This window comes from Edwardsiella sp. A.80236 (assembly GCF_044540725.1).
Lineage (GTDB): Bacteria > Pseudomonadota > Gammaproteobacteria > Enterobacterales > Enterobacteriaceae > Edwardsiella > Edwardsiella tarda.
On record NZ_JBIUCY010000014.1, the window covers coordinates 93964 to 114801 of the forward strand.

Here is a 20838-nt window from a genome sequence, read left to right on the forward strand (position 1 = left end):
CGTGATAGCTAACCCGATATTATCCATCATTATTGCCGTACATAACTCGGCCGACTATATATTGACCTGTTTACAAAGCCTCGAACAGGCATTAGATAAAGATTGTCGCCCTGAGTGCGTCGAGGCGATCATTGTTAATGATGGTTCCACCGATAACTCTTTAGACATCATTAATAATTTCCCAGCGAAAAACTTTACCAAGAAAGTATTCTCGGTTAATTTTCATAATGTTGGTAAAGTAAAGAAATTTGCTTTCACCCATTGTCAGGGCGAATATATCACGATCCTTGACAGTGATGATGCACTGAAGCAAAACGCTTTGACATGGCTACTCGAAAAAGTAACAGAAATTAACTTTGATTTGCTTATCACGCCGATCGAGGAAGTCAGAGGCGAGCTCAACCTAAAAAATGTAGAAATAAACAATAACGAAAAGCATATTGATAAGTCTTCAGCCAAAGAACTCTACCTTAATCATAAGATTATCGAAGGACATATTGCTGGCAAATTTATTCGCCGGTCATTATTAGATAATGATATGTTTCCTGATTTAGTCTGCTATGAAGATATCGTCACCGTTGCTTACGCTATTCATAATGCCAAGAAGATCATCTATAGTGACACTATTTGCTATCAATATAGAAAAAGAGAGAATAGTTTATCTGATGATAAGTATGGAGAGAAAATTCTCCTAATATTTAACGCATTCGATAGAATAGAACCTTTTTTTATCGAAAACTCGACACAACGTTATCTATTCGAAGCACTCCTAGTTAAATCAATTTCAGACTTTATCTCCAGGACAAGAAGTCATAAAATACCACCTTACCTTACGGAAAAGTTAGTTAAAATCAATGGTATTAATTATTTACTATGTCCTAAGGTAAGATTTAGCAGAAAAAAAATGTACCTTGCTTTAAAATTGAGATCATTCTTATGATAACGAAAAATAAATATATCTCTGCTACTATTTTTTTTATGTTAATACTTGGGTTTTGTCTCGCCTCGTTCTCTAGCCCTTGGACAAGAGATATTTTCTATATCTGTGGTTATCTATGTATAATCTATATCATATTAAACCTATTTAATAATAAAGGAAATAGCAACAGCTATATTAACCTTCTCATTCCTGGTAGCCTGCTCGTATTTGGTATCGCGCGTCTCCTCTGGGCCTGCTATTTTCAGCATCATGATCATACGTTGGATGGTATCTATTATGCCTACAAATCAACAAGTAAGAGATTGATTATCGGCGCTTTTATTATATATGCGGTATTCTTGCTACGTGAACCGTTAAAAATACTTTCACAATCACGATTCATCCTGACTCTACTTAAAGTATTACCGATCATAATACTCGGCTATGCCCTTTATCAATTTTCTATTCTTGGCATGGGACGGATTGAGCTATCAACGAATAGGGCGACCGCTACCGCATATATCATCACTCCTATTTTCTTAATTAGCCTTTACTTATGTCTGGAGCAGGTAAGTCGGTCAACAGGTCTATTATTAGCATTATTTAATCTATGTGCTTCAGCCATAACCATTCTATTAACACAAACACGCGCTGCTATCTTAGTCTACTTAGTCTTAGCGTTAACCACGACATTTTGGATGTTACGTAAGCGAGTTAGCTGGAAAGCTATCACCCTCATCCTTGGTGTCCTGATAGGGATTATGGCACTAAGTTATCGACCGATAATCGAGCCGCGTATGGCCTCCGCAATCCAAGAGGCGAAAAGCTATAACATTACCACCGCCTCTGGCTCGTTTAGCTCCCGCTTCGCCATGTGGCATGCTGGGATCTATGTATTTAAACACCACCCCCTAGGACAATCAGCGGAAAGCCGCTATACACTTGTTCAAAACGCTGTCGAGCACAAACAGATAAGCTCATTTATCATGCAATTCCTGGGCGTACATCTCCATAATGAGATCATTGAGACTCTCTCATTACAGGGGCTATGGGGTACTCTACTGCTAATGATAGTCTATCTATCACTCCTTCTAACCAGCCTGATACAACGAAACCCATTGCTATTTTTATGTACCGTCAGCCTCATCGGATTTGGTCTCAGCGATGTCCTATTTTTTAGTCAAGAGGCAACGACACTATATTTAATCTGCATCGCACTATCATTAGTACTAGGAAGCCAGAGAGCTGAATATGAATATCGCCCACTTTGAAACCTCGATGGATTGGGGAGGCCAGGAGTTACGCATCGTTGAGCAAGCCGAATGGCTCAACCAGCATGGCTACCCGACCTGGATTATTGCTCGACCTGGCTCGGCAATCCTCGCCAAGGCTCAGGAGAAAAACTTACCGACCTTCGCTATTCGCGTGCGCGGGTCGATACACCCAAAGACCCTTGCACCGCTACTGAGGTTTATCCGTACACAACGGATTGCTATCTTGGATTGTCATGGCAGTCGTGATGCGGTCTATGGTGCGTTGGTCAAGCTGTTGACAGGGGTCAAGGTGATCCGTTCACGCCATGTGACCGATCCGATAAAAATCAGCGGGCTGCATGGACTGGTATGGAAACATGGCAACCACGGCATCATCACGACCGCCAAGAAGATTCAGGATATGCTGGAGACGCTAGGCATCCCTAACCAAGATAAGACACTGGTCGCTCCCGCTGGCGTCGATCCGCTCCGCTTCTCACCATCTCATGACGTACAGACGCTACGCCAACAGCTGGGGATCGCCACGGATGATATCGTCGTGGCCAACATCGGGATGATCCGCCCAGATAAAGGGCAAAATTATTATATCGAAGCCTGCAAAAAACTGCTGGATCAAGGCTTACCACTTACTTGTATCCAAGTAGGAGAGTCAACCAGTCAAACGGTAGAGTTCAAACAGCATGTGCTTAATCTCGCTCAACCCTACCTCGGTCAACAGATCCGCTTTCTCGGCTACCACAACGATATCGAAAACTATCTGGCTATCGCTGACATTGTCGTTATTGCCTCCGTCGCAACAGAGGCCCAGACACGTTTAGTCTCTCAGGCCTTCCTGATGAAGAAAAATATTGTCGCCACCACCACGGGCGGATTACCGGAAATGATTAGCAATGAGCACACTGGCCTCCTCTGCCCGGCTCATGATGCTCAGGCATTAGCTAACGCCATCCGTCGTTTGATCGAACAGCCCCAATTACGCGCGACTCTACGCGAAAATGCCTATGAGTATGCGCAGAAATATATGACCTTTGACCACATGATGAAGGAAATGATCACGTTCTACCAAGCGATATTAGCGAAATAATCTGCCCCCCTCAGGCTAATACTGAGGGGGAATAATACGATAAAATAAGAGGATGAATAGATAAATAGTATCTAAGCAGATCTACTGCTAAGATTTATACGGTAATTTATTATCATAGTTTATTTTTATAAAAAAATTATTATATGAATAATGACTCGAATATGACCTACCATCTCATTCATCTGATCGATCTGCGCAATGTCGGTGGTGTCGAAACAATGTTTTGCGATTTTCTACACTACGCTGTGCAAGCCTACCCGCACATGCAGCACACACTGGTGATGGAGCACCAAGGCATTGCCTCAGCATTACGTCCTCGATTACAGGGCCTATCCCAGGTACATCTGCGCCCGATCAAGCGCTATGGTCAGCTCAGTCTACCGAACCGCCCCAAAATTTTTCGCGCCTGGAACCGCCTACGTATCATTCGCCAGATCCATCCTGACGTCATCATAATCTGGAATCAGTTTACTGAGTGGCATCTTTCTAACGCGCGTACCGCGCGCTATCTTGCCAACGTCCCAATCGTCTATTATGAGCATGGAATGTCATGGTATCAGCACACGCCTTCACTACCGACACGCTTCTTTGCTCACGTCACCCACTGCCTAGCCGTCTCCCATGCCTGTAAACGGATGCTAGAGCTGAAACATCACATTACTCAACCGATCACGATCGAACCCAATGCGCCACGCCGCTTAGCGCACACTCACACCATCAAACCACCACGGGTAACCGGTCAACCCATCATCTTCGGCAGCGCCGGACGTCTGGTGCCGCTGAAATGCCTTGGACTCCTATTACTGGCCTCCCAAGAGCTAGCGCGACGTAATATTCCGCACCACTGTTATATCGCCGGTGTCGGTAATGAAGCCGACTACCTCTCTCGTCTGAGAGAAACACTACACGTTGAACAAAATACGACCCTAATGGGGTTTGTCAGTGATATGGGAGCATTTTATGAACGACTCGATCTCTATCTCTGCCCATCCATGCATGAGACCGCATCGTTAGCCGCGCTCGAGGCAGGAACCTATGGTGTCCCGACGATCACCAGCAATATCGATGGATTACCAGAGACGGTACGCCACCAGCATACTGGGCTGTGTCTAACCCCCGAACTCTCGGTACAACAGTATGCTGATCTTTGTGGTGCCTCAACCCACTTTGCTCCCTTAGTATACGACCCACAACACGATCGGTTGACGCCACCACTCATGCTATCGCCCGTACAACTCGCCGACAGCATCGAATATCTCTATCACCATCCTGAAGTCTACCAGCGCCTTAGCCAAGGTGCCCAAGAGCATGCCGCAGCCAGTAGAGACTTCAACGCACTGGCCGAAGCCCTCTGCCAACATCTGATGACATGGGCACAAGAGGCTACGGATCCTACCCGTCGCTAAACGACTAAGGGAGGCTTTCGCCTCCCTTGTCATACGTGATGAGCGACCTACGTGAATATGACTACGCAGGCGCTCGCTGTGCGCATTTCATCTGATAATACTCAGCTAAGGTCGCCCCTTGTACGCGTGGCGCCAACCAAGTAAACAAGGCCTCGAGATCGTGATACAGCTGTTCAATATCCTGCGCATTGCGGAAGGTCGGACTTCCTCCCGGCATAAACTCCGATGAATGCAGCATAAATTCGACATAGTCCCGACCTTGCTCGAGATGGTAATCCACCACGCGCTGCATCTCTGGCAGGTTCCCGCCTCGAGGACGTACCCACTGAACCGACGGCGGACGACGCTTGCCACGCAGGCGATCATAACTTGTACGCAATTGATTAAAGAATGGCGAGTGCTTGAGACGCGTACTCATCGGTACTTCAAGTAATGAAGAGTCACCCTCTAGGCGCAAATCACGGGTATCGACAAAATAGGCTTTATCTGGATAGTGCCGATAGTCACTCCCACCATCCCCTTGCGGTGCGCCTTTAGCACCACGCCAGTCGACGCGTGGCGTAACCGAACAATCCACCCGATAGCCATACTCCAGCAGCAACTGTAGATAGAAGGCATTCATCGCCCAACGTCCCGCACGATGACTGACCATTTTCGTTTGGAACGTCTCCTCCAATAAATGGGTCATATAATCGACTTTTTGCCGCATTACATCATCAGGATATTCAATTAGATAGGGTTTATTAGCCCAATCGTTATCGGTAAGTGGAATTTCTGGAGGGCTATTCCAGGCGTGTAAATGCATACCCACCTCGCCGCACCCGCGTGCAATCACATCACGGGCAAACGCAACATAGGTAGGATCGCTGGCCATTTCATAATTGGTCAGATAAACCGGCTTAAAGCCATATTTTTCGCATAGCTGCTGAAAGCGAGGTAAATAACGGGCATTCTCTGTCGTGATCCGATCGTGGTTCTGCCACAGATTATCACCCTCAGTATCGATGGTAATGATAAATGCAGGCTGGCTCATATTAATACGTCTTCCTCAAGCCTAATCTTTCGCCCATGGTAGAACAATTGCTTTAAAACCGCCACAACACTTCTCCCCACCGACCTTATCCACTAAAATCAAAGGTCAAACCGCAGGAAAAGGCAAAAGCATGGCATCGAACCCGACGCTTCCCGTCGCATTTTCTCCTCAGCGTATTCTGGTTATCAAGCTGCGTCATCATGGCGATATGCTATTGATTACACCTGTCATTAATACGCTAAAGCAGCACTATCCAGCCGCCGAGATAGATGTTTTACTGTATGCAGAAACACGGGAAATGCTCTCTGCCAACCCCGACATCCACCAGATCTATTGCATCGATCGCCAGTGGAAAAGACAGGGGATACGTTATCAACTCGGCCAAGAGTGGCGATTACTGCGCACACTGCGTGCACAGCAGTATGATCTGGTGGTCAACCTGGCCGATCAATGGCGCAGCGCCATCGTCACCAGGCTTAGCGCGGCACCCGTGCGTCTCGGCTTCGATTTTACCAAGCGCCGCCATCCACTATGGCGACGTAGCCATACCCACCTGATCAGTACAGCAGATCATGGGCGGTTGCATACCGTCGAGCAGAATCTGACGATCCTCGCGCCTCTAGCACTACCTGACATCGATCCGCGCGTCACCATGGGCTATACGCAACAGGACTGGCAACAGGTGCAAGCGCTTCTTCCCAAGGAGTGGCCCACAAGTTACATCGTCATCCAACCGACCTCTCGCTGGTTCTTTAAATGCTGGCAAGAGTCGCGGATGAGTGAGGTCATTAACGCGCTATCACAGTCCGGACAACACATTCTACTCACCTCGGGCCCCGATGAACGCGAATTAGCAATGATTGCGCGGATCATACAGGGCTGTCCCGGCGCCAATATCACGAGCCTAGCGGGGCGACTCACACTACGTCAATTAGCGGCGGCTATCGACCACGCCCGCTTGTTTATCGGCGTCGATTCAGTTCCTATGCATATGGCAGCGGCGTTGCAAACACCACTAGTCGCTTTGTTCGGCCCCTCGAAACTTACCTTCTGGCGACCTTGGCAAGCTCAAGGTGAGGTCATCTGGGCCGGTGATTTTGGCGGATTGCCCGACCCGGATGCCATCGATACTCAAACCGAGGAGCGCTATTTGGACTTAATCCCCAGCGATGCCGTCATTAGCGCGGCCAAGAGATTACTCGCATGACCCAATTTCGACTGGCCCTCGTACGGCAGAAGTATCGTCCAGATGGCGGTGCTGAACGTTTTGTCTCTCGCGCGCTTGAGGCATTGGATAGTCATGACATCGAGCTAAATGTTATCACTCGTCAATGGCAAGGCCCGATCAAACCTGATTGGCATATTCATCTCTGCGATCCGAGGAAATGGGGACGAATCAGTCGGGAGCGTGGTTTCGCCCATGCCGCTCGCGCCCTCTGGCAACACCAGCGCTTCGATCTGGTACAAAGCCATGAGCGTATTCCCGGCTGTGACCTCTATCGTGCCGGGGATGGCGTCCACCAACGCTGGTTAATGCAGCGAGCGCGGATCCTACCGGGATGGAAGGCCCGCCTCCTGTGGCATGATCGCTACCACCGTTATGTGATGGAGGCAGAGCGCGCCATGTATCAGGCACCGGAACTGCGCGCCGTCATCTGTAACGCCGCGATGATTAAGCGGGAGATTATGGAGGATTTCGGCCTCCCGGATGAAAAGATCCATGTCATCTATAATGCTATCGATCATCAGCGTTTTCTGCCGCCTGATGAGACGCTACGGGCAACACTGCGTCGCCAGTGGCAGATCCCACAGGAAGCCACTTGTCTGATCTATGTCGGTTCCGGTTTTGAACGCAAGGGGCTACGGGCGGCAATTGAGGCACTCGCTCCCACGCCACGTTACTTACTGGTGGTCGGCAAGGATAAAGAAGAGGCGCGTTATCAAGCACTGGCGCGTACCTTAGGCTGCGCCGAACGTGTACGCTTCTTAGGGGTACAAACAGAAACGCTGCCCTTCTACCAAATGGCCGATGGTTTATTGTTGCCTACACTCTACGACCCGTTTCCTAACGTCATTTTAGAAGCAATGGCTTGCGGTCTACCCGTGATCACTAGCACAGGCTGTGGCGGCGCTGAGTTTATCCGTAATGGTGAGAATGGCTATGTCTGCGATGCCTTGGACATTGTCGCGCTACGTGAAGCGATCATGGCGTTACCCACACAAGCGCTAGGCTCTCACGCAAGCAAACAGGCTCGCTCACAGATTATGTCTTGTAGCGCCGAACATCTCTCTGCCCAACTGATTACGCTGTATCAACAGCTGGTGAAGTAAATGCGTATTTTATTTATTATCGACGGCCTACCCGGTGGCGGCGCGGAAAAGGTAGTACTCACCTTAGCCCAGCAGTTTCTTACCCAAGGTGATAAGGTCTCCCTGTTTTCCCTACGCGACATTTGTCAGTATTCACTGCCTGCCAATATCGATTACCGAGTGATCCATGATCATTGCCGCTTCCCTTGGCGAAAATTGACGGAGCTATCGCGTCGCGCACGCCAACTAGATGCGGAGATCTACCGAGCCGAGCAAGATGGCCATTACGATTTAGTCTTATCTAATCTGCATAAAACCGATCGTATCGTCGCACGGAGTGAGGCGCTACGAAACCATAACCTATGGTTTTGTCTGCATGGTGTTTTCTCCACCTCCTATCTTGGCCACCGTCATGGTTTTGACCGTTGGCTAAAGCAGAAAAAGATCCGCCAAGTTTACCAAAATCGTCGTATCGTCGCCGTATCACAAGCCGTTGGGCATGACCTATGCGCACAATTCAACATTACGCCTGCGCAACTACAAGTCATCCCCAACCCATTCGATCTCGCGGCTATTCGCCAAGCCAGTGAAGCGCCTTGCCCTCTTTTGGGACAAGATTACCTGATCCATGTCGGACGATTCCATCAGGCTAAACGTCACGATCGGCTGTTAGAAGCCTATGCAGAAAGTGGCATCACCGATCCACTCGTTTTACTCGGGCAGGGGACTCACGAACAAGAGTCTCGGCTCCGCGCTCTGGTTAAAAAATTAGGATTAGAGCAGCGCGTATTATTTCAAGGCTTTCAGGCGAATCCTTATCCCTGGATCCGTCACGCAAGATTACTGGTCGTCAGTTCTGATAGTGAGGGATTCGGTAATGTACTTGTTGAGGCACTCGCGCTAGGCACCGCCGTTGTCAGTACTCGGTGTCCTGGTGGGCCGGCCGAAATTCTAACAGGTGAACTAGCTCGAGGGCTCTGCTCCCCTGATGTTCATGCTTTAGCCAAGACTTTATTGGATATTTATTACCACCCTCAAACTATCGATAACAATGCACTACTGAAATACGATGTTGACAGTGTCTGTATGCATTACCGCCGCCTCGGTGCACCATGAAAAACAAGCCGTGTCTTATACGGTATGATCTCGCACACCGTATACATGTGATCGTGTCTCTTCCCCCATTGCTCGCAATATGGAAATCCGGGGAAAATCGGTAAAATAATGGCATTAAAGTAGGTAAATGCTTAGAATTTGCCCGCCAATACTATAAAGATAACGGATACAAGCTTGGAATCGTTATATACCGTACTGCTCTATCTCATTCAGCCTCTAATCTGGCTTAGACTCCTGCTGCGTAGCCGAAAATCACCGGCTTACCGCAAACGCTGGGGCGAACGCTATGGCTTCTGCCGTAACAAGGTTGTACCGGGCGGGATCTTGCTGCATTCGGTCTCGGTCGGGGAAACGCTGGCCGCGATTCCATTGGTGCGCGCGCTGCGCCACCGTTATCCAACCCTACCGATCACCGTCACGACCATGACCCCGACAGGCTCGGAGCGAGTGATGTCGGCCTTTGGCAAGGATGTCCATCACGTCTATCTTCCCTATGATCTGCCGGGTGCCATGCGACGTTTCTTAAATACCGTGCGTCCCAAGCTGGTCATCGTGATGGAAACCGAGCTATGGCCCAACATGATCGCCGCGCTGCATCAACGCCAGATTCCGCTCGTCATCGCCAATGCTCGTCTTTCCGCACGCTCGGCTCAGGGGTATAGCAAACTGGGTGGCTTCATGCGTCGTCTGCTGGGGAAAATCACCCTGATCGCGGCACAGAACCAAGAGGATGGCGAGCGCTTTATCGATCTCGGACTCAAGCGAAGTCAACTGGCGGTAACAGGCAGCATCAAATTCGATATTTCCGTTACCCCCGAACTGGCAGCCCGAGCCGTTACCCTACGCCGCCAATGGGCTCCGCACCGTAAAGTCTGGATCGCCGCTAGTACGCATCAAGGGGAAGAGGCCATCATGCTGCAAGCACACCGCCGCTTGCTCGCCCAGTTCCCCGACTTACTGTTGATCCTCGTACCACGTCACCCTGAACGTTTTAAAGAGACAGAGCAGCTGACCCAAAAAGGGGGCTTCAACTACCTAATGCGCAGTAGCGGTCAGATCCCCACGCCCCAGACGCAGGTGGTCATCGGCGATAGTATGGGGGAGCTGATGTTACTGTATGGCATCGCCGATTTAGCCTTCGTTGGTGGGAGTCTGGTCGAGCGGGGTGGGCACAATCCCCTCGAGCCGGCAGCACACGCTATTCCAGTACTGATGGGACCCCATACCTTTAACTTCAAGGATATTTGCGCCAAACTACAGCAGGCCGATGGCTTGATCTCTGTCGCTGATGGCGAGGCGTTAGTTGGAGAGATCACCACCCTGCTGACGGATGAAGATTACCGTTTGTGGTATGGCCGCCACGCCGTCGAAGTCTTGCACCAGAATCAGGGCGCGCTGCAGCGATTGTTACAGCTGCTATTACCCTATCTGCCGTTACGGAGTCACTAAACCATGTCACCACGTCTCTCCGTCGTCCTCATTTGCAAAAATGCTGCCGAGTTATTACCCGACTGCCTGGCGTCCATCGACTGGGCAGACGAGATCGTCGTTCTGGATGCGGGCAGTAGCGATGAAACGCAGGCAATCGCACGCGCGGCCGGCGCCAAGGTCTATGAGAATCGTGACTGGCAAGGATTCGGTATTCAGCGCCAACGGGCTCAAGATTATGCTAACGGCGACTATATCCTGATGCTCGACAGTGATGAGCGCGTCAGCGCGGAACTGCGTGACGCTATCCAGCAAGTCCTCGCCCAACCAGCAAGTGAACGGGTATACAGCATCGCCCGGCGCAATCTCTTCCTTGGACGCTTTATGCGTCATAGTGGCTGGTACCCCGATCGCGTGATCCGTCTCTATCCCCGCCAGCACTACCGGTATAACGCCAATCAGGTCCATGAGTCTTTAGATTGCAACGGCGCCCAGATCCATCCTTTGCCGGGCGATCTATTGCATTTAACCTGCCGCGACTTCGCCAGCTTTCAACAGAAACAGCTACACTATGCCACCACCTGGGCACATGAACGGTATGCCCAGGGCAAGATCACCTCGCTCTGGGGGATCTTCAGCCATACGCTCGGAGCCCTACTGAAGACATTGCTACTGCGTGGTGGGGTTCTGGATGGCAAGCAAGGTTGGCTGTTAGCCATGGTGAATGCACAATACACGTTCAACAAATACACCGAGCTGTGGGCACTACAGCACGGCTATACAGAAAAGAGGTTGCCATGAGCCGCACCGCAATCTACCCGGGTACTTTCGACCCACTCACCAATGGTCATCTCGATATCGTCACACGCGCCGCACATATGTTTGAGCGCGTAATCCTAGCTATCGCCGCCAGCCCGAGCAAGCACCCACTGTTCACCTTAGAGGAACGAGTGGCGATGGCGCGCGACGTCACGGCACATCTCCCTAACGTCGAAGTTCAAGGCTTCAGCGAATTGATGGCGCACTTTGCTCAGCGCCAACAGGCCGACATTTTGGTACGCGGCCTACGCGCTGTCTCTGACTTTGAGTATGAATTACAATTGGCTAACATGAATCGCCATCTGATGCCCTCTCTTGAGAGCGTCTTCCTGATGCCGGCGGAGGCGTGGTCCTTCATCTCCTCTTCCCTGGTGAAGGAGGTCGCACGTCACGGTGGTGACGTTGACGCCTTCCTGCCTCCACCTGTCGCACAAGCACTCCTCGCGCGTCTGCACGACGCCTAACGCTGGCAATGCGGGCAGTAATAGGTAGTACGCTGCCCGTGTTTACTGCTCTTAATCGTCGTGCCGCAAGTCAAACAAGCCTCTCCGGCGCGGCCATAGACCTGTAACTGCTGAGCAAAATAACCTGGCTTACCATCCGCCTGTAAGAAATCACGTAGCGTGGTTCCACCCTGATCGATAGAACGCTGTAACACCGCTTTGATCGTCTGAACTAAGAGCGCAATCTCGTCGCGACTCAATGAGCCCGCGAGACGATCCGGGTGGATCTGCGCGCTGAACAAGGATTCGCTGGCATAGATATTGCCCACGCCAACCACCAGCTTATTGTCCATCAGCCAAGGTTTAACCGCGGTACGACGCCCTCGTGCCTTCTCCAACAAATACGCGGCATTGAACGCATCGCTTAGCGGCTCGGGCCCCAAGTGTGCTAATACACTCGCTGTTGCTAAATCTTCATACCAGAGCCAGGCACCGAAACGACGGGGATCGGTATAACGCAAGCACATACCGTCCGTGAGTCGGAGATCAATATGGTCATGCTTCTGTGCCGGCGTCGAGGCAGACAATATGCGTACGCTGCCAGACATGCCTAAATGGATGACGATCCAGCCCTCAGGCAGCTCGAGTAACAAGTATTTTGCACGTCGCTGGACGCTGAGTATCGGACGATCATGCAGTGCCAACAATGCCTCAGGAACCGGCCAACGTAGACGCGACTGGCGTACCACCAGGCGATCGATCATTTTACCTGTCAGGTGTGGTGCAATACCACGGCGACTGGTTTCAACTTCGGGTAATTCCGGCATGACCCCTCACTCAATACATTGACAGCATGCCATTATAGATAGGGGCAAATAGGCAAAAAAAAACCCGGCAGAGCCGGGTTTTTCCAATTCCACTAAAATTATTTAATCTTAGCTTCTTTGTAGATCACGTGCTGGCGTACAACCGGATCGAACTTTTTCAGTTCCAATTTTTCCGGCTTAGTACGTTTGTTCTTGGTAGTGGTGTAGTAGTGACCAGTACCAGCAGACGAAACCAGCTTGATCTTCTCGCGAATACCTTTAGCCATGATTCAGATCCTTAATACTTCTCACCACGGGCACGCAGATCGGCCAGAACCGCTTCGATACCCTTCTTATCAATGATACGCATACCTTTAGCAGATACACGCAGAGTTACAAAGCGCTTCTCACCTTCAACCCAAAAACGGTGTGAGTGCAGGTTCGGCAGAAAACGGCGTTTGGTCGCATTCAGCGCATGGGAACGGTTGTTACCGGTCACCGGACGCTTGCCAGTAACTTGGCAGACTCGGGACATGTCTATTCTCCAAAAATCAAATCAGCTCGAGCTTCGTATAGGTAGTGGCCGCCTCGTCAGGCTTTAGAGCCCATCCCGGCAAACTCCGCCGAGTAGACTCTGAGTCAGGTCGAAACCTGCTGAGATAGGCTCTTAACGCCACAACCTAGATTCTCAAAGGTGGCGTAGTATACGCTCTAGAGCGCATGTGCTCAAGACCCGAACAGCTAAAGATCCCTCAGGATCGCGAAAAAATATGATTAAATCCACCCACGTTCAGCAAAAGAAACCCGCTGACCGCAGCCGATGACCATATGATCGAGAACCTGAATATCCACCAGTGCACAGGCCTTAGCCACGCGGGCTGTTAGCAAACGGTCCGCCACACTGGGCTCGGGATTACCGGACGGGTGGTTATGCGCCAGGATAAGCGCCACAGCATTTAGCTTGAGCGCCTCCCGGACGATTTCCCGTGGATATACATCCACACAGTTTATAGTACCCGAAAACATCTGCTCAGATCGAATAACACGATGCTGATTGTCCAAAAACAACACGACGAAAGCCTCACGCTCTAGCGCAGCAAACAGATTTTGGAGAAAAAGTGCGGTCAAATCGGGGCTCGTCATCGCGCTGACCTCACTCATTCGATGCTGCAACACCCGCCGCGACAACTCCAGCACCGCCTGCAATTGAGCAAACTTCGCCACACCGAGGCCTGGTGTAGCACAGAAGGTATCGACATCCGCCTGCAAGATCCCCTGGAGCGAACCAAAGCGTATCAGTAGCTGTTGCGCTAGCTGAAACACATGCATGCCTGGCACGCCAGTACGCAAAAATAGCGCTAATAACTCCTGATCGCTGAGCGAGGCCGCACCTAATAGCAACAGCTTCTCTCTGGGTGGCAATCCCTGTGGCCAAACAAATGGCTTATCTTCTTGCATCGAGCTCTCCTCCCGACAGCGCCAACGGACGCAAGAAAAATAACTGTATAAAAAAACAGCATCAATAAATATATCTAAAAACCGCGCAACTGTGCGCATGGCTTCAAAGATGGTTGCAGGATCGGCGAGAAAAGATGAGATATGGTAAGATCTTGCCACTTTGGGCTTCACACGGAACCAACACCATGACGGGACTTCACGGTAAACGTATCCTATTAGGCATCAGCGGCGGGATCGCCGCCTATAAGTGCCCGGAAATCGTGCGCCGCTTGCGTGAACGGGGCGCAGAAGTGCGCGTAGTCATGACTCAAGGGGCACAGGCTTTTATTACGCCTCTGACCCTACAGGCGGTCTCTGGACACCCTGTCGCGGACGATCTCTTCGATCCTGCGGCCGAGGCCTCCATGGGGCATATCGAGTTGGCAAAGTGGGCCGATCTGATCCTGCTGGCTCCCGCTACCGCCGATCTGATCGCGCGCCTGGCTGCGGGAATGGCCAACGATCTGCTGGCCACCCTATGCTTAGCCAGTGCCGCCCCCATCGCGCTTGCCCCCGCCATGAATCAACAGATGTACCGCGCCGCCGCTACCCAAGATAATCTCGCGATCTTAGCCCGACGTGGCATCGCGATCTGGGGACCAGATAGTGGAGAGCAAGCATGTGGCGATGTCGGCCCAGGACGGATGCTCGATCCATTAGCATTGGTCGAGCGTACCGAGGCTCACTTCCATCCAACCCACGATCTGGCGGCTTACCGTGTACTGATCACCGCCGGACCGACGCGTGAGGCGCTGGATCCGGTGCGCTTCATTAGCAACCACAGCTCTGGCAAGATGGGGTTCGCCATCGCCGAGGCCGCGGCACGGCGCGGTGCACAGGTCACGCTAGTCAGTGGACCGGTCACTCTACCAACCCCCGCGGGCGTAATACGTATCGATGTACAGAGCGCCCTGGAAATGCAGGCCGCCGTCACGCAGCATGCCGCTGAAAGTGATATCTTCATCGCCTGTGCCGCCGTCGCCGATTACCGAGCTCAGCAGGTCGCTCCAGAGAAAATGAAAAAGCAGCAAGGCGATACATTAACGCTGACCTTGGTGAAAAATCCGGATATCGTCGCCGGCGTTGCAGCCATGACCACCGCTCGTCCATTTGTGGTAGGATTTGCCGCCGAAACACAGAATGTGGAAGAATACGCCAAACAAAAACTGGCGCGTAAAGGACTAGACCTGATCTGTGCCAACGATGTTTCACAAGATGGCCAAGGTTTCAATAGTGATACCAATGCCTTACATCTTTTTTGGCCCCAGGGTGACAAACGGTTACCGCTCAGCAGCAAATCCCTTCTGGGTAGCGCCTTAATCAATGAGATTGTCAGACACTATGAAGAAAAAAATCGACGTTAAGATCCTCGACGCGCGCATCGGACAACAGTTCCCCCTGCCAACCTATGCCACTCCCGGCTCTGCAGGTCTGGATCTCCGCGCCTGCCTGGATAGCGCCGTGGTGCTGGCGCCAGGCGAAACCACCCTGTTACCGACCGGGTTAGCCATCCATATCGCCGACCCGTCTCTGGCCGCGCTGATCCTGCCACGCTCCGGTTTAGGCCATAAGCATGGCATCGTGTTGGGCAATCTGGTCGGCTTGATCGACTCCGACTACCAGGGGCAGTTGATGATCTCCGTCTGGAACCGTGGGCAAACCACCTTCACCATCGAGCCTGGCGAGCGCGTCGCGCAGCTGGTACTGGTACCGGTGGTGCAGGCTGACTTTAACCTGGTAGAGTCGTTCGAAGATAGCTCGCGCGGTGCAGGGGGATTCGGTCACTCTGGCCGCCAGTAATCCAATCCGCCGCACGCAACGCTATCAAGCCAAATAACACCGTCGCACTCCGTTGCGGCGGTGTCTGTTGTGGGGAATCCGTTTTCGCCGTTTAGCAAGGGTCTTGTCAGGCATGGCAGAAAAAGAAAATACGAAAAGGAACCGTCGTGAAGAGATTTTGCAGGCGCTCGCGCAAATGCTCGAATCTAGCGATGGCAGCCAACGCATCACCACGGCAAAGCTGGCGGCTAACGTCGGCGTATCAGAGGCCGCGCTTTATCGCCATTTTCCCAGTAAAACACGGATGTTCGATAGTCTCATTGAGTTTATTGAAGACTCACTCATCTCACGGATTAACCTGATATTGCAGGATGAGAAAGATACGCTCAATCGGCTTCGTCTTATTCTGCTGCTGATCCTGGGCTTCGCAGAGCGTAACCCTGGGCTGACCCGCATCATGACCGGTCATGCCCTCATGTTCGAGCAAGATCGTCTACAGGGTCGTATCAATCAGTTATTTGAGCGTATCGAGGCACAGTTACGCCAAGTACTGAAGGAGCGACGCCTGCGTGAAGGCAACGCTTTCGCTCACGATGAGACGTTGTTGGCCAGCCAATTACTGGCCTTCTGCGAAGGGATGCTATCGCGTTTCGTCCGCTCCGAGTTTCGCTACCGCCCAACGCAGGAGTTTGATACCCGTTGGCCATTGCTGGCGAGCCAGTTGCAATGATCGCGCAGCAGGCCGCGCTGAGGCGGCCTGCACGCAACTCACACGCCGTATTGCGTACGATACGCCTTAACCGCCGCCAGATGCTGCGCCATCCCTGGTTGCTCTTCCAGATAATGGATCAGATCGCTTAGGGTAATGATGGAGATCACCCGACAACCATAGTCGCGTTCAACTTCTTGGATCGCGGACAACGCTTCGCGGCCACGCTCCTGACGATCGAGGGAGATTAGCACCCCGGCCAAGGCCGCGCCGTTCGCCTGGATCAGCGTCATCGACTCACGGATAGCGGTACCAGCAGTGATCACATCATCCACTAACATCACTCGTCCCTGCAGAGGGCTGCCAACCAGGGTCCCCCCCTCACCATGATCCTTGGCCTCCTTACGGTTGAAGCAGTAAGGCACGTCCATATCGTGATGCTCGGCCAGCGCTACCGCCGTCGTGGTCGCAATCGGTATCCCTTTATACGCCGGCCCGAACAACACATCGAATGCGATACCACTGTCCGCCAACGCCTCGGCGTAGAAGCGTCCCAACAGCGCCAGATCTCGCCCGGTATTAAATAGCCCTGCGTTAAAGAAATAAGGGCTAGTACGCCCAGATTTCAACGTAAACTCGCCGAACTTGAGAACCTGCTTGCTGAGTGCAAATTCAATAAAGCGGCGCTGATAGGCCTTCATACTTTTCTCCTTCAAAGTCTGTTAATACCCGGAATGCCCATCTTACGGGCAAAAAAAAGGCGACTGATAGAGTCGCCTAAAATCATTATGCTAACGCAGCCTTCTGCGCCTGGATGATCTGACCTATGCCATCTTTGGCCAATGCCAAGAGTGTTAATAGCTCCTCATGGCTGAATGGCTCTCCTTCAGCTGTGCCTTGCACTTCGATCATCCGGCCATCCTCCATCATGACCACATTCATGTCGGTTTCGGCGGCAGAGTCCTCTACATACTCCAGATCGCATAGCGCCTCGCCGGCAACAATACCGACAGAGACGGCGGCAACCATCCCCTTCAGCGGGCTCGCCTTCAACTTGCCGGACGCGACCAGGGCATTCAAGGCATCGGCTAATGCCACGCAGGCACCGGTGATAGAGGCGGTACGCGTGCCGCCATCCGCCTGGATCACATCGCAATCCAGGGTGATCGTGAACTCACCCAACTTCTTCAGGTCTACCGCGGCGCGCAGCGAACGCGCGATCAGACGCTGGATCTCCATGGTACGGCCGCCCTGCTTGCCCTTGGCCGCCTCACGCGCCATACGGCTGTGGGTGGAACGGGGCAGCATGCCATATTCTGCGGTAACCCAGCCTTGGCCCTGGCCCTTTAAAAAGCGCGGCACCCCTTCGTCAACACTGGCGGTACACAACACCTTGGTATCGCCAAACTCCACCAGTACGGAGCCTTCCGCATGCTTGGTATAATGGCGAGTCAAACGCAGTGGACGGATCTGTCCGGCTGCTCGGCCTTCAGGACGCATAAGCTCATCTCCGCAGGTAATTCAGTAATCGGCTGCGCATTATACGGCCTTCATCCGCTTATGCCTATCACGCAGGACGTCGCGGGGCTATAATCCCGACAACACACACCGTTTTAGTAATAGGCAGGCACTATGATCCGTAGCATGACCGCTTACGCCCGACGCGAAGTCAAGGGTAACTGGGGCAGCGCAGCCTGGGAGCTGCGCTCAGTCAACCAACGCTATCTGGAAACCTACATCCGTCTTCCTGAACAGTTTCGTAGCCTGGAGCCGGTGATCCGTGAGCGCCTGCGCACTCGTCTGACCCGAGGTAAGGTTGAGTGCAACCTGCGTTTCGAACTCGATCCCAGCGCACAGAGTGCGCTAATCCTCAACGAGAATCTGGCTAAACAGCTAGTGGAAGCCGCTAACTGGGTCAAACTTCAGAGTGATGAAGGCGAGATCAATCCGCTGGATGTGCTGCGCTGGCCAGGCGTGATGGCCGCCGCCGAACAAGACCTGGATGCCATCAGCAGTGACCTGTTGAGCGCCCTGGATAGCACCATTGATGACTTCATCGACGCGCGTGAGCGTGAGGGTGGCGCGCTTAAGGCATTAATCGAGCAGCGCCTCGAGGCTGTCTCCGCCGAGGTCGCCAAGGTACGTAGCCGGATGCCGGAGATCCTCCAATGGCAGCGCGAGCGTTTAGTCAATAAACTCGAAGAGGCTCAGGTCCAACTCGAGAATAACCGTCTGGAGCAAGAGTTGGTACTCATGGCCCAGCGCATCGATGTGGCGGAAGAGTTAGACCGTTTAGACGCACACGTAAAAGAGACTTACGCTATCCTGAAGAAAAAAGAGGCCGTTGGACGCCGCCTGGACTTCATGATGCAGGAGTTCAACCGCGAGTCAAACACGCTGGCCTCTAAGTCAATCAACGCAGATATCACCGCTTCAGCGATTGAGCTTAAAGTCTTGATCGAACAGATGCGTGAGCAGATCCAGAATATCGAATAAACCCGCCTAGTTGTGTCATCGCACACGGCTCCGCCAGGCCCTGATACTCAGGGCCTTTTTCTTACCACAACATCATACAATGGGTATCTAACGCTGACCCTTCATACCGATCGACTTACAATAAAAAACACCCTGCCAGCATACCGCTCACAGGGTGTTGTTACGCCTCTAACTCAGAAGGCCGAGTGTCGTCCAACCACCATTAATCGTCAGACTCAGTGTAATCCTCAGCCCCTTCCATCTGTGGCTTGCCGCCAGAGAGCGTATGGAAACGCTTCGGACGGCGGATACGGGTCACATACTTCGCCCAGACTTTCTCCGCCTCGGTTGCTGGCTGACGCTCACCACGACATACAGCAACAAACAGCAGCTCTTCATCCGTTTGAGCCTCGCGAGTTCCGAGATCTAATTCATTAAATGCATACCCAAAGCGCTCAAGTAACTGAGCCTCTTTGATGGTGAAATCACCATGACGTGAAAAACCACGTGGATAGTGTTTGTTATCAAAGAAACGATGAGTGGTATGGAAGCTTTCCGGCATCTGACACGCTCCTAATTCTCTATGGCCGTGCTATTTATGGCGCGGAGTATTAGATAGGCTTGACAAGCTGTAAAACAAAACATTTAAATCATGATGATAAAATTTTTTGCAGGTGAATCGTGGATACCGAATTACTCAAAACCTTTTTGGAAGTCAGTCGTACACGTCACTTCGGCAAAGCTGCCGAAACCCTCTACCTGACACAATCTGCCGTCAGCTTCCGTATCCGTCAGTTGGAAAATCAAGTCGGTACCGAGCTATTCACTCGACACCGGAATAATATCCAGCTTACCCCTGCTGGCCAGAAGCTCGTACCCTATGCCGAAAGTCTGATGAATACCTGGCAGCTGGCCAAACAGGAGATGATTCATGCGGGCCAAGCTAAGACGTTCTCTATCGGCGCTCCGACGCTGCTCTGGGAATCTGTGCTCGCAGAGTGGCTACCGCAACTCTACCGAGATAACCCGAGTCTACAGCTAGAAATACGTAGCGGTCAGCGCCATACACATATCCGTCAGTTACATGAGCGCCAGCTGGATCTACTGATCGCCACAGAAATTCCCAAGGCCGATGAATTTAGTAATACACAAGTTGGTGAATTCCATCTTGCGCTGTACGTTAGTAAGGATAGTACGCCGAAAAAAACGCAGCCTTTCATCCAGCTCGATTGGGGCGCCGACTTCCTACCCCATCCATCATCCATCAATCATAGTATGCCGCCATTGTTGGATAGCAGCTCGCTATTGATCGCCGAGCGAATCTTGCGTCAAACGCATGCTAGCGCATTTTTCCCTGAAACTTGGGCTAGTAGAGCAGAAAAGGAATTAAAACGCGTAGAGCAGGTCGAGAAGCTCATCCGACCGGTCTATGCCATTTGGCTGCATAATAGCGATCGTCAGGAGGAGATCGCGCAAATGGTGGACTCACTCTCTCCCTTGTTCATCAACCATGCTTGATAACAGAACATATCAGCAAGCGATAAATGCTACCGCGCTGCCCTCGACATAGCAGGGCGAAATAAACAGAACCCAGCGCCCTACACCGTAGGGCTAGTATGCTCAGCAAGCAAACGAGCACGACAGCGAACTTTGGCGGAAATAAAAGTAAAAATCCACCTCTTGAAGAGGTGGCTTTAAATGGGGCCCCCTAAAAGGGGGCCTTGTTCGTTTTAATCCTGT

At 51.8% G+C, this 20838-nt stretch carries 23 protein-coding genes; 15 read left to right on the forward strand and 8 right to left on the reverse strand.

Annotation, left to right across the window (positions count from 1 at the left end; translation table 11 throughout):
* Position 1: 1 nt before the first annotated feature.
* From ACEQFP_RS12700 to ACEQFP_RS12715, 4 genes are all read left to right on the forward strand, one after another.
* Complete coding sequence (locus ACEQFP_RS12700; RefSeq protein WP_035597598.1) at positions 2-940, forward strand: glycosyltransferase family 2 protein; 939 nt, start codon at positions 2-4, stop codon at positions 938-940.
* On the forward strand, positions 937-2190 hold the full coding sequence (locus ACEQFP_RS12705) for an O-antigen ligase family protein (protein WP_370558321.1): 1254 nt from the start codon (positions 937-939) through the stop codon (positions 2188-2190). Before ACEQFP_RS12700 ends, ACEQFP_RS12705 begins: the two co-directional genes overlap by 4 nt.
* The gene (locus ACEQFP_RS12710; RefSeq protein ID WP_005290087.1) at positions 2171-3277 is read left to right on the forward strand and encodes a glycosyltransferase family 4 protein; all 1107 of its coding nucleotides are present in this window, start codon (positions 2171-2173) and stop codon (positions 3275-3277) included. Before ACEQFP_RS12705 ends, ACEQFP_RS12710 begins: the two co-directional genes overlap by 20 nt.
* Positions 3278-3438: 161 nt before the next feature.
* Positions 3439-4683 (forward strand): glycosyltransferase, encoded by a 1245-nt coding sequence (locus tag ACEQFP_RS12715; protein ID WP_223931165.1) that lies wholly within the window; start codon positions 3439-3441, stop codon positions 4681-4683.
* 61 nt (positions 4684-4744) lie between these two features.
* Here the strand turns inward: ACEQFP_RS12715 and ACEQFP_RS12720 are convergent, their stop codons facing one another.
* Positions 4745-5716 carry a hypothetical protein gene (locus ACEQFP_RS12720; protein ID WP_005290082.1) on the reverse strand — a complete coding sequence of 324 codons (972 nt, stop codon included), beginning with the start codon at positions 5714-5716 and terminating at the stop codon, positions 4745-4747.
* A gap of 130 nt (positions 5717-5846) precedes the next feature.
* Here ACEQFP_RS12720 and rfaQ point away from each other — a divergent pair, with 130 nt between their 5' ends.
* The 6 genes from rfaQ (at position 5847) to coaD (ending at position 11853) form a co-directional block, all read left to right on the forward strand.
* Complete coding sequence (gene rfaQ / locus ACEQFP_RS12725) at positions 5847-6923, forward strand: putative lipopolysaccharide heptosyltransferase III (RefSeq protein WP_097364234.1); 1077 nt, start codon at positions 5847-5849, stop codon at positions 6921-6923.
* Complete coding sequence (locus ACEQFP_RS12730; protein ID WP_047060678.1) at positions 6920-8047, forward strand: glycosyltransferase family 4 protein; 1128 nt, start codon at positions 6920-6922, stop codon at positions 8045-8047. Before rfaQ ends, ACEQFP_RS12730 begins: the two co-directional genes overlap by 4 nt.
* Positions 8048-9142, forward strand: a complete 1095-nt coding sequence (locus ACEQFP_RS12735) for a glycosyltransferase (RefSeq protein WP_035597607.1) — start codon at positions 8048-8050, stop codon at positions 9140-9142.
* Positions 9143-9316: 174 nt separating this feature from the next.
* Positions 9317-10591, forward strand: coding sequence for a lipid IV(A) 3-deoxy-D-manno-octulosonic acid transferase (gene waaA, locus ACEQFP_RS12740; RefSeq protein ID WP_035597610.1), 1275 nt, complete (start codon positions 9317-9319; stop codon positions 10589-10591).
* A 3-nt stretch (positions 10592-10594) separates the two neighbouring features.
* Complete coding sequence (locus ACEQFP_RS12745) at positions 10595-11371, forward strand: glycosyltransferase family 2 protein (protein ID WP_005290072.1); 777 nt, start codon at positions 10595-10597, stop codon at positions 11369-11371.
* Complete coding sequence (gene coaD, locus ACEQFP_RS12750; protein ID WP_005290070.1) at positions 11368-11853, forward strand: pantetheine-phosphate adenylyltransferase; 486 nt, start codon at positions 11368-11370, stop codon at positions 11851-11853. The genes ACEQFP_RS12745 and coaD overlap by 4 nt, the downstream gene beginning before the upstream one ends.
* On the opposite strand, the gene mutM is transcribed toward coaD, so the two are convergent.
* The 4 genes from mutM to radC all read right to left on the reverse strand — a co-directional run bounded on the left by mutM (position 11850) and on the right by radC (position 14096).
* Positions 11850-12659, reverse strand: a complete 810-nt coding sequence (gene mutM / locus ACEQFP_RS12755) for a bifunctional DNA-formamidopyrimidine glycosylase/DNA-(apurinic or apyrimidinic site) lyase (RefSeq protein WP_005297075.1) — start codon at positions 12657-12659, stop codon at positions 11850-11852. The genes coaD and mutM overlap by 4 nt on opposite strands.
* Before the next feature lie 98 nt (positions 12660-12757).
* Positions 12758-12925, reverse strand: a complete 168-nt coding sequence (gene rpmG / locus ACEQFP_RS12760) for a 50S ribosomal protein L33 (RefSeq protein ID WP_005290066.1) — start codon at positions 12923-12925, stop codon at positions 12758-12760.
* An 11-nt stretch (positions 12926-12936) separates the two neighbouring features.
* Positions 12937-13173 carry a 50S ribosomal protein L28 gene (rpmB, locus tag ACEQFP_RS12765; protein WP_005290060.1) on the reverse strand — a complete coding sequence of 79 codons (237 nt, stop codon included), beginning with the start codon at positions 13171-13173 and terminating at the stop codon, positions 12937-12939.
* A 239-nt stretch (positions 13174-13412) separates the two neighbouring features.
* Complete coding sequence (radC, locus tag ACEQFP_RS12770) at positions 13413-14096, reverse strand: DNA repair protein RadC (RefSeq protein WP_005290057.1); 684 nt, start codon at positions 14094-14096, stop codon at positions 13413-13415.
* 185 nt (positions 14097-14281) lie between these two features.
* Between radC and coaBC the strand changes: the two genes are divergently transcribed.
* The 3 genes from coaBC to slmA all read left to right on the forward strand — a co-directional run bounded on the left by coaBC (position 14282) and on the right by slmA (position 16644).
* Entirely contained in the window at positions 14282-15499 is a 1218-nt protein-coding gene (gene coaBC / locus ACEQFP_RS12775; protein ID WP_035597614.1) for a bifunctional phosphopantothenoylcysteine decarboxylase/phosphopantothenate--cysteine ligase CoaBC, read from the forward strand.
* The gene (gene dut / locus ACEQFP_RS12780) at positions 15477-15935 is read left to right on the forward strand and encodes a dUTP diphosphatase (RefSeq protein WP_005290054.1); all 459 of its coding nucleotides are present in this window, start codon (positions 15477-15479) and stop codon (positions 15933-15935) included. Before coaBC ends, dut begins: the two co-directional genes overlap by 23 nt.
* A gap of 112 nt (positions 15936-16047) precedes the next feature.
* Complete coding sequence (gene slmA / locus ACEQFP_RS12785; protein ID WP_005290050.1) at positions 16048-16644, forward strand: nucleoid occlusion factor SlmA; 597 nt, start codon at positions 16048-16050, stop codon at positions 16642-16644.
* A 38-nt stretch (positions 16645-16682) separates the two neighbouring features.
* Here the strand turns inward: slmA and pyrE are convergent, their stop codons facing one another.
* Both pyrE and rph read right to left on the reverse strand, forming a co-directional pair.
* Positions 16683-17324, reverse strand: coding sequence for an orotate phosphoribosyltransferase (pyrE, locus tag ACEQFP_RS12790; protein ID WP_005290048.1), 642 nt, complete (start codon positions 17322-17324; stop codon positions 16683-16685).
* Positions 17325-17409: 85 nt separating this feature from the next.
* Complete coding sequence (rph, locus tag ACEQFP_RS12795; RefSeq protein ID WP_005290046.1) at positions 17410-18123, reverse strand: ribonuclease PH; 714 nt, start codon at positions 18121-18123, stop codon at positions 17410-17412.
* Between the two features lie 132 nt (positions 18124-18255).
* On the opposite strand from rph, the gene ACEQFP_RS12800 reads away from it, so the two are divergent.
* Positions 18256-19119 (forward strand): YicC/YloC family endoribonuclease, encoded by an 864-nt coding sequence (locus ACEQFP_RS12800; protein ID WP_005290044.1) that lies wholly within the window; start codon positions 18256-18258, stop codon positions 19117-19119.
* Positions 19120-19321: 202 nt separating this feature from the next.
* Here the strand turns inward: ACEQFP_RS12800 and ACEQFP_RS12805 are convergent, their stop codons facing one another.
* Positions 19322-19660: a DUF413 domain-containing protein gene (locus tag ACEQFP_RS12805; RefSeq protein WP_005290042.1), complete on the reverse strand. Its 339-nt coding sequence runs from the start codon at positions 19658-19660 to the stop codon at positions 19322-19324.
* A 119-nt stretch (positions 19661-19779) separates the two neighbouring features.
* Between ACEQFP_RS12805 and hdfR the strand changes: the two genes are divergently transcribed.
* Positions 19780-20616, forward strand: coding sequence for an HTH-type transcriptional regulator HdfR (gene hdfR, locus ACEQFP_RS12810; RefSeq protein WP_109579558.1), 837 nt, complete (start codon positions 19780-19782; stop codon positions 20614-20616).
* The last annotated feature ends 222 nt before the right edge of the window (positions 20617-20838 follow it).

Bases quoted from the DNA above. Each gene is read 5' to 3' on its own strand.
- ACEQFP_RS12705 (WP_370558321.1), top strand. From the start codon at position 937: ATGATAACGAAAAATAAATATATCTCTGCTACTATTTTTTTTATGTTA.
- ACEQFP_RS12710 (WP_005290087.1), top strand. From the start codon at position 2,171: ATGAATATCGCCCACTTTGAAACCTCGATGGATTGGGGAGGCCAGGAG.
- ACEQFP_RS12715 (WP_223931165.1), top strand. From the start codon at position 3,439: ATGACCTACCATCTCATTCATCTGATCGATCTGCGCAATGTCGGTGGT.
- ACEQFP_RS12720 (WP_005290082.1), bottom strand. From the start codon at position 5,716: ATGAGCCAGCCTGCATTTATCATTACCATCGATACTGAGGGTGATAAT.
- rfaQ (WP_097364234.1), top strand. From the start codon at position 5,847: ATGGCATCGAACCCGACGCTTCCCGTCGCATTTTCTCCTCAGCGTATT.
- ACEQFP_RS12730 (WP_047060678.1), top strand. From the start codon at position 6,920: ATGACCCAATTTCGACTGGCCCTCGTACGGCAGAAGTATCGTCCAGAT.
- ACEQFP_RS12735 (WP_035597607.1), top strand. From the start codon at position 8,048: ATGCGTATTTTATTTATTATCGACGGCCTACCCGGTGGCGGCGCGGAA.
- ACEQFP_RS12745 (WP_005290072.1), top strand. From the start codon at position 10,595: ATGTCACCACGTCTCTCCGTCGTCCTCATTTGCAAAAATGCTGCCGAG.
- coaD (WP_005290070.1), top strand. From the start codon at position 11,368: ATGAGCCGCACCGCAATCTACCCGGGTACTTTCGACCCACTCACCAAT.
- mutM (WP_005297075.1), bottom strand. From the start codon at position 12,659: ATGCCGGAATTACCCGAAGTTGAAACCAGTCGCCGTGGTATTGCACCA.
- rpmG (WP_005290066.1), bottom strand. From the start codon at position 12,925: ATGGCTAAAGGTATTCGCGAGAAGATCAAGCTGGTTTCGTCTGCTGGT.
- rpmB (WP_005290060.1), bottom strand. From the start codon at position 13,173: ATGTCCCGAGTCTGCCAAGTTACTGGCAAGCGTCCGGTGACCGGTAAC.
- radC (WP_005290057.1), bottom strand. From the start codon at position 14,096: ATGCAAGAAGATAAGCCATTTGTTTGGCCACAGGGATTGCCACCCAGA.
- coaBC (WP_035597614.1), top strand. From the start codon at position 14,282: ATGACGGGACTTCACGGTAAACGTATCCTATTAGGCATCAGCGGCGGG.
- dut (WP_005290054.1), top strand. From the start codon at position 15,477: ATGAAGAAAAAAATCGACGTTAAGATCCTCGACGCGCGCATCGGACAA.
- slmA (WP_005290050.1), top strand. From the start codon at position 16,048: ATGGCAGAAAAAGAAAATACGAAAAGGAACCGTCGTGAAGAGATTTTG.
- pyrE (WP_005290048.1), bottom strand. From the start codon at position 17,324: ATGAAGGCCTATCAGCGCCGCTTTATTGAATTTGCACTCAGCAAGCAG.
- rph (WP_005290046.1), bottom strand. From the start codon at position 18,123: ATGCGTCCTGAAGGCCGAGCAGCCGGACAGATCCGTCCACTGCGTTTG.
- ACEQFP_RS12800 (WP_005290044.1), top strand. From the start codon at position 18,256: ATGATCCGTAGCATGACCGCTTACGCCCGACGCGAAGTCAAGGGTAAC.
- ACEQFP_RS12805 (WP_005290042.1), bottom strand. From the start codon at position 19,660: ATGCCGGAAAGCTTCCATACCACTCATCGTTTCTTTGATAACAAACAC.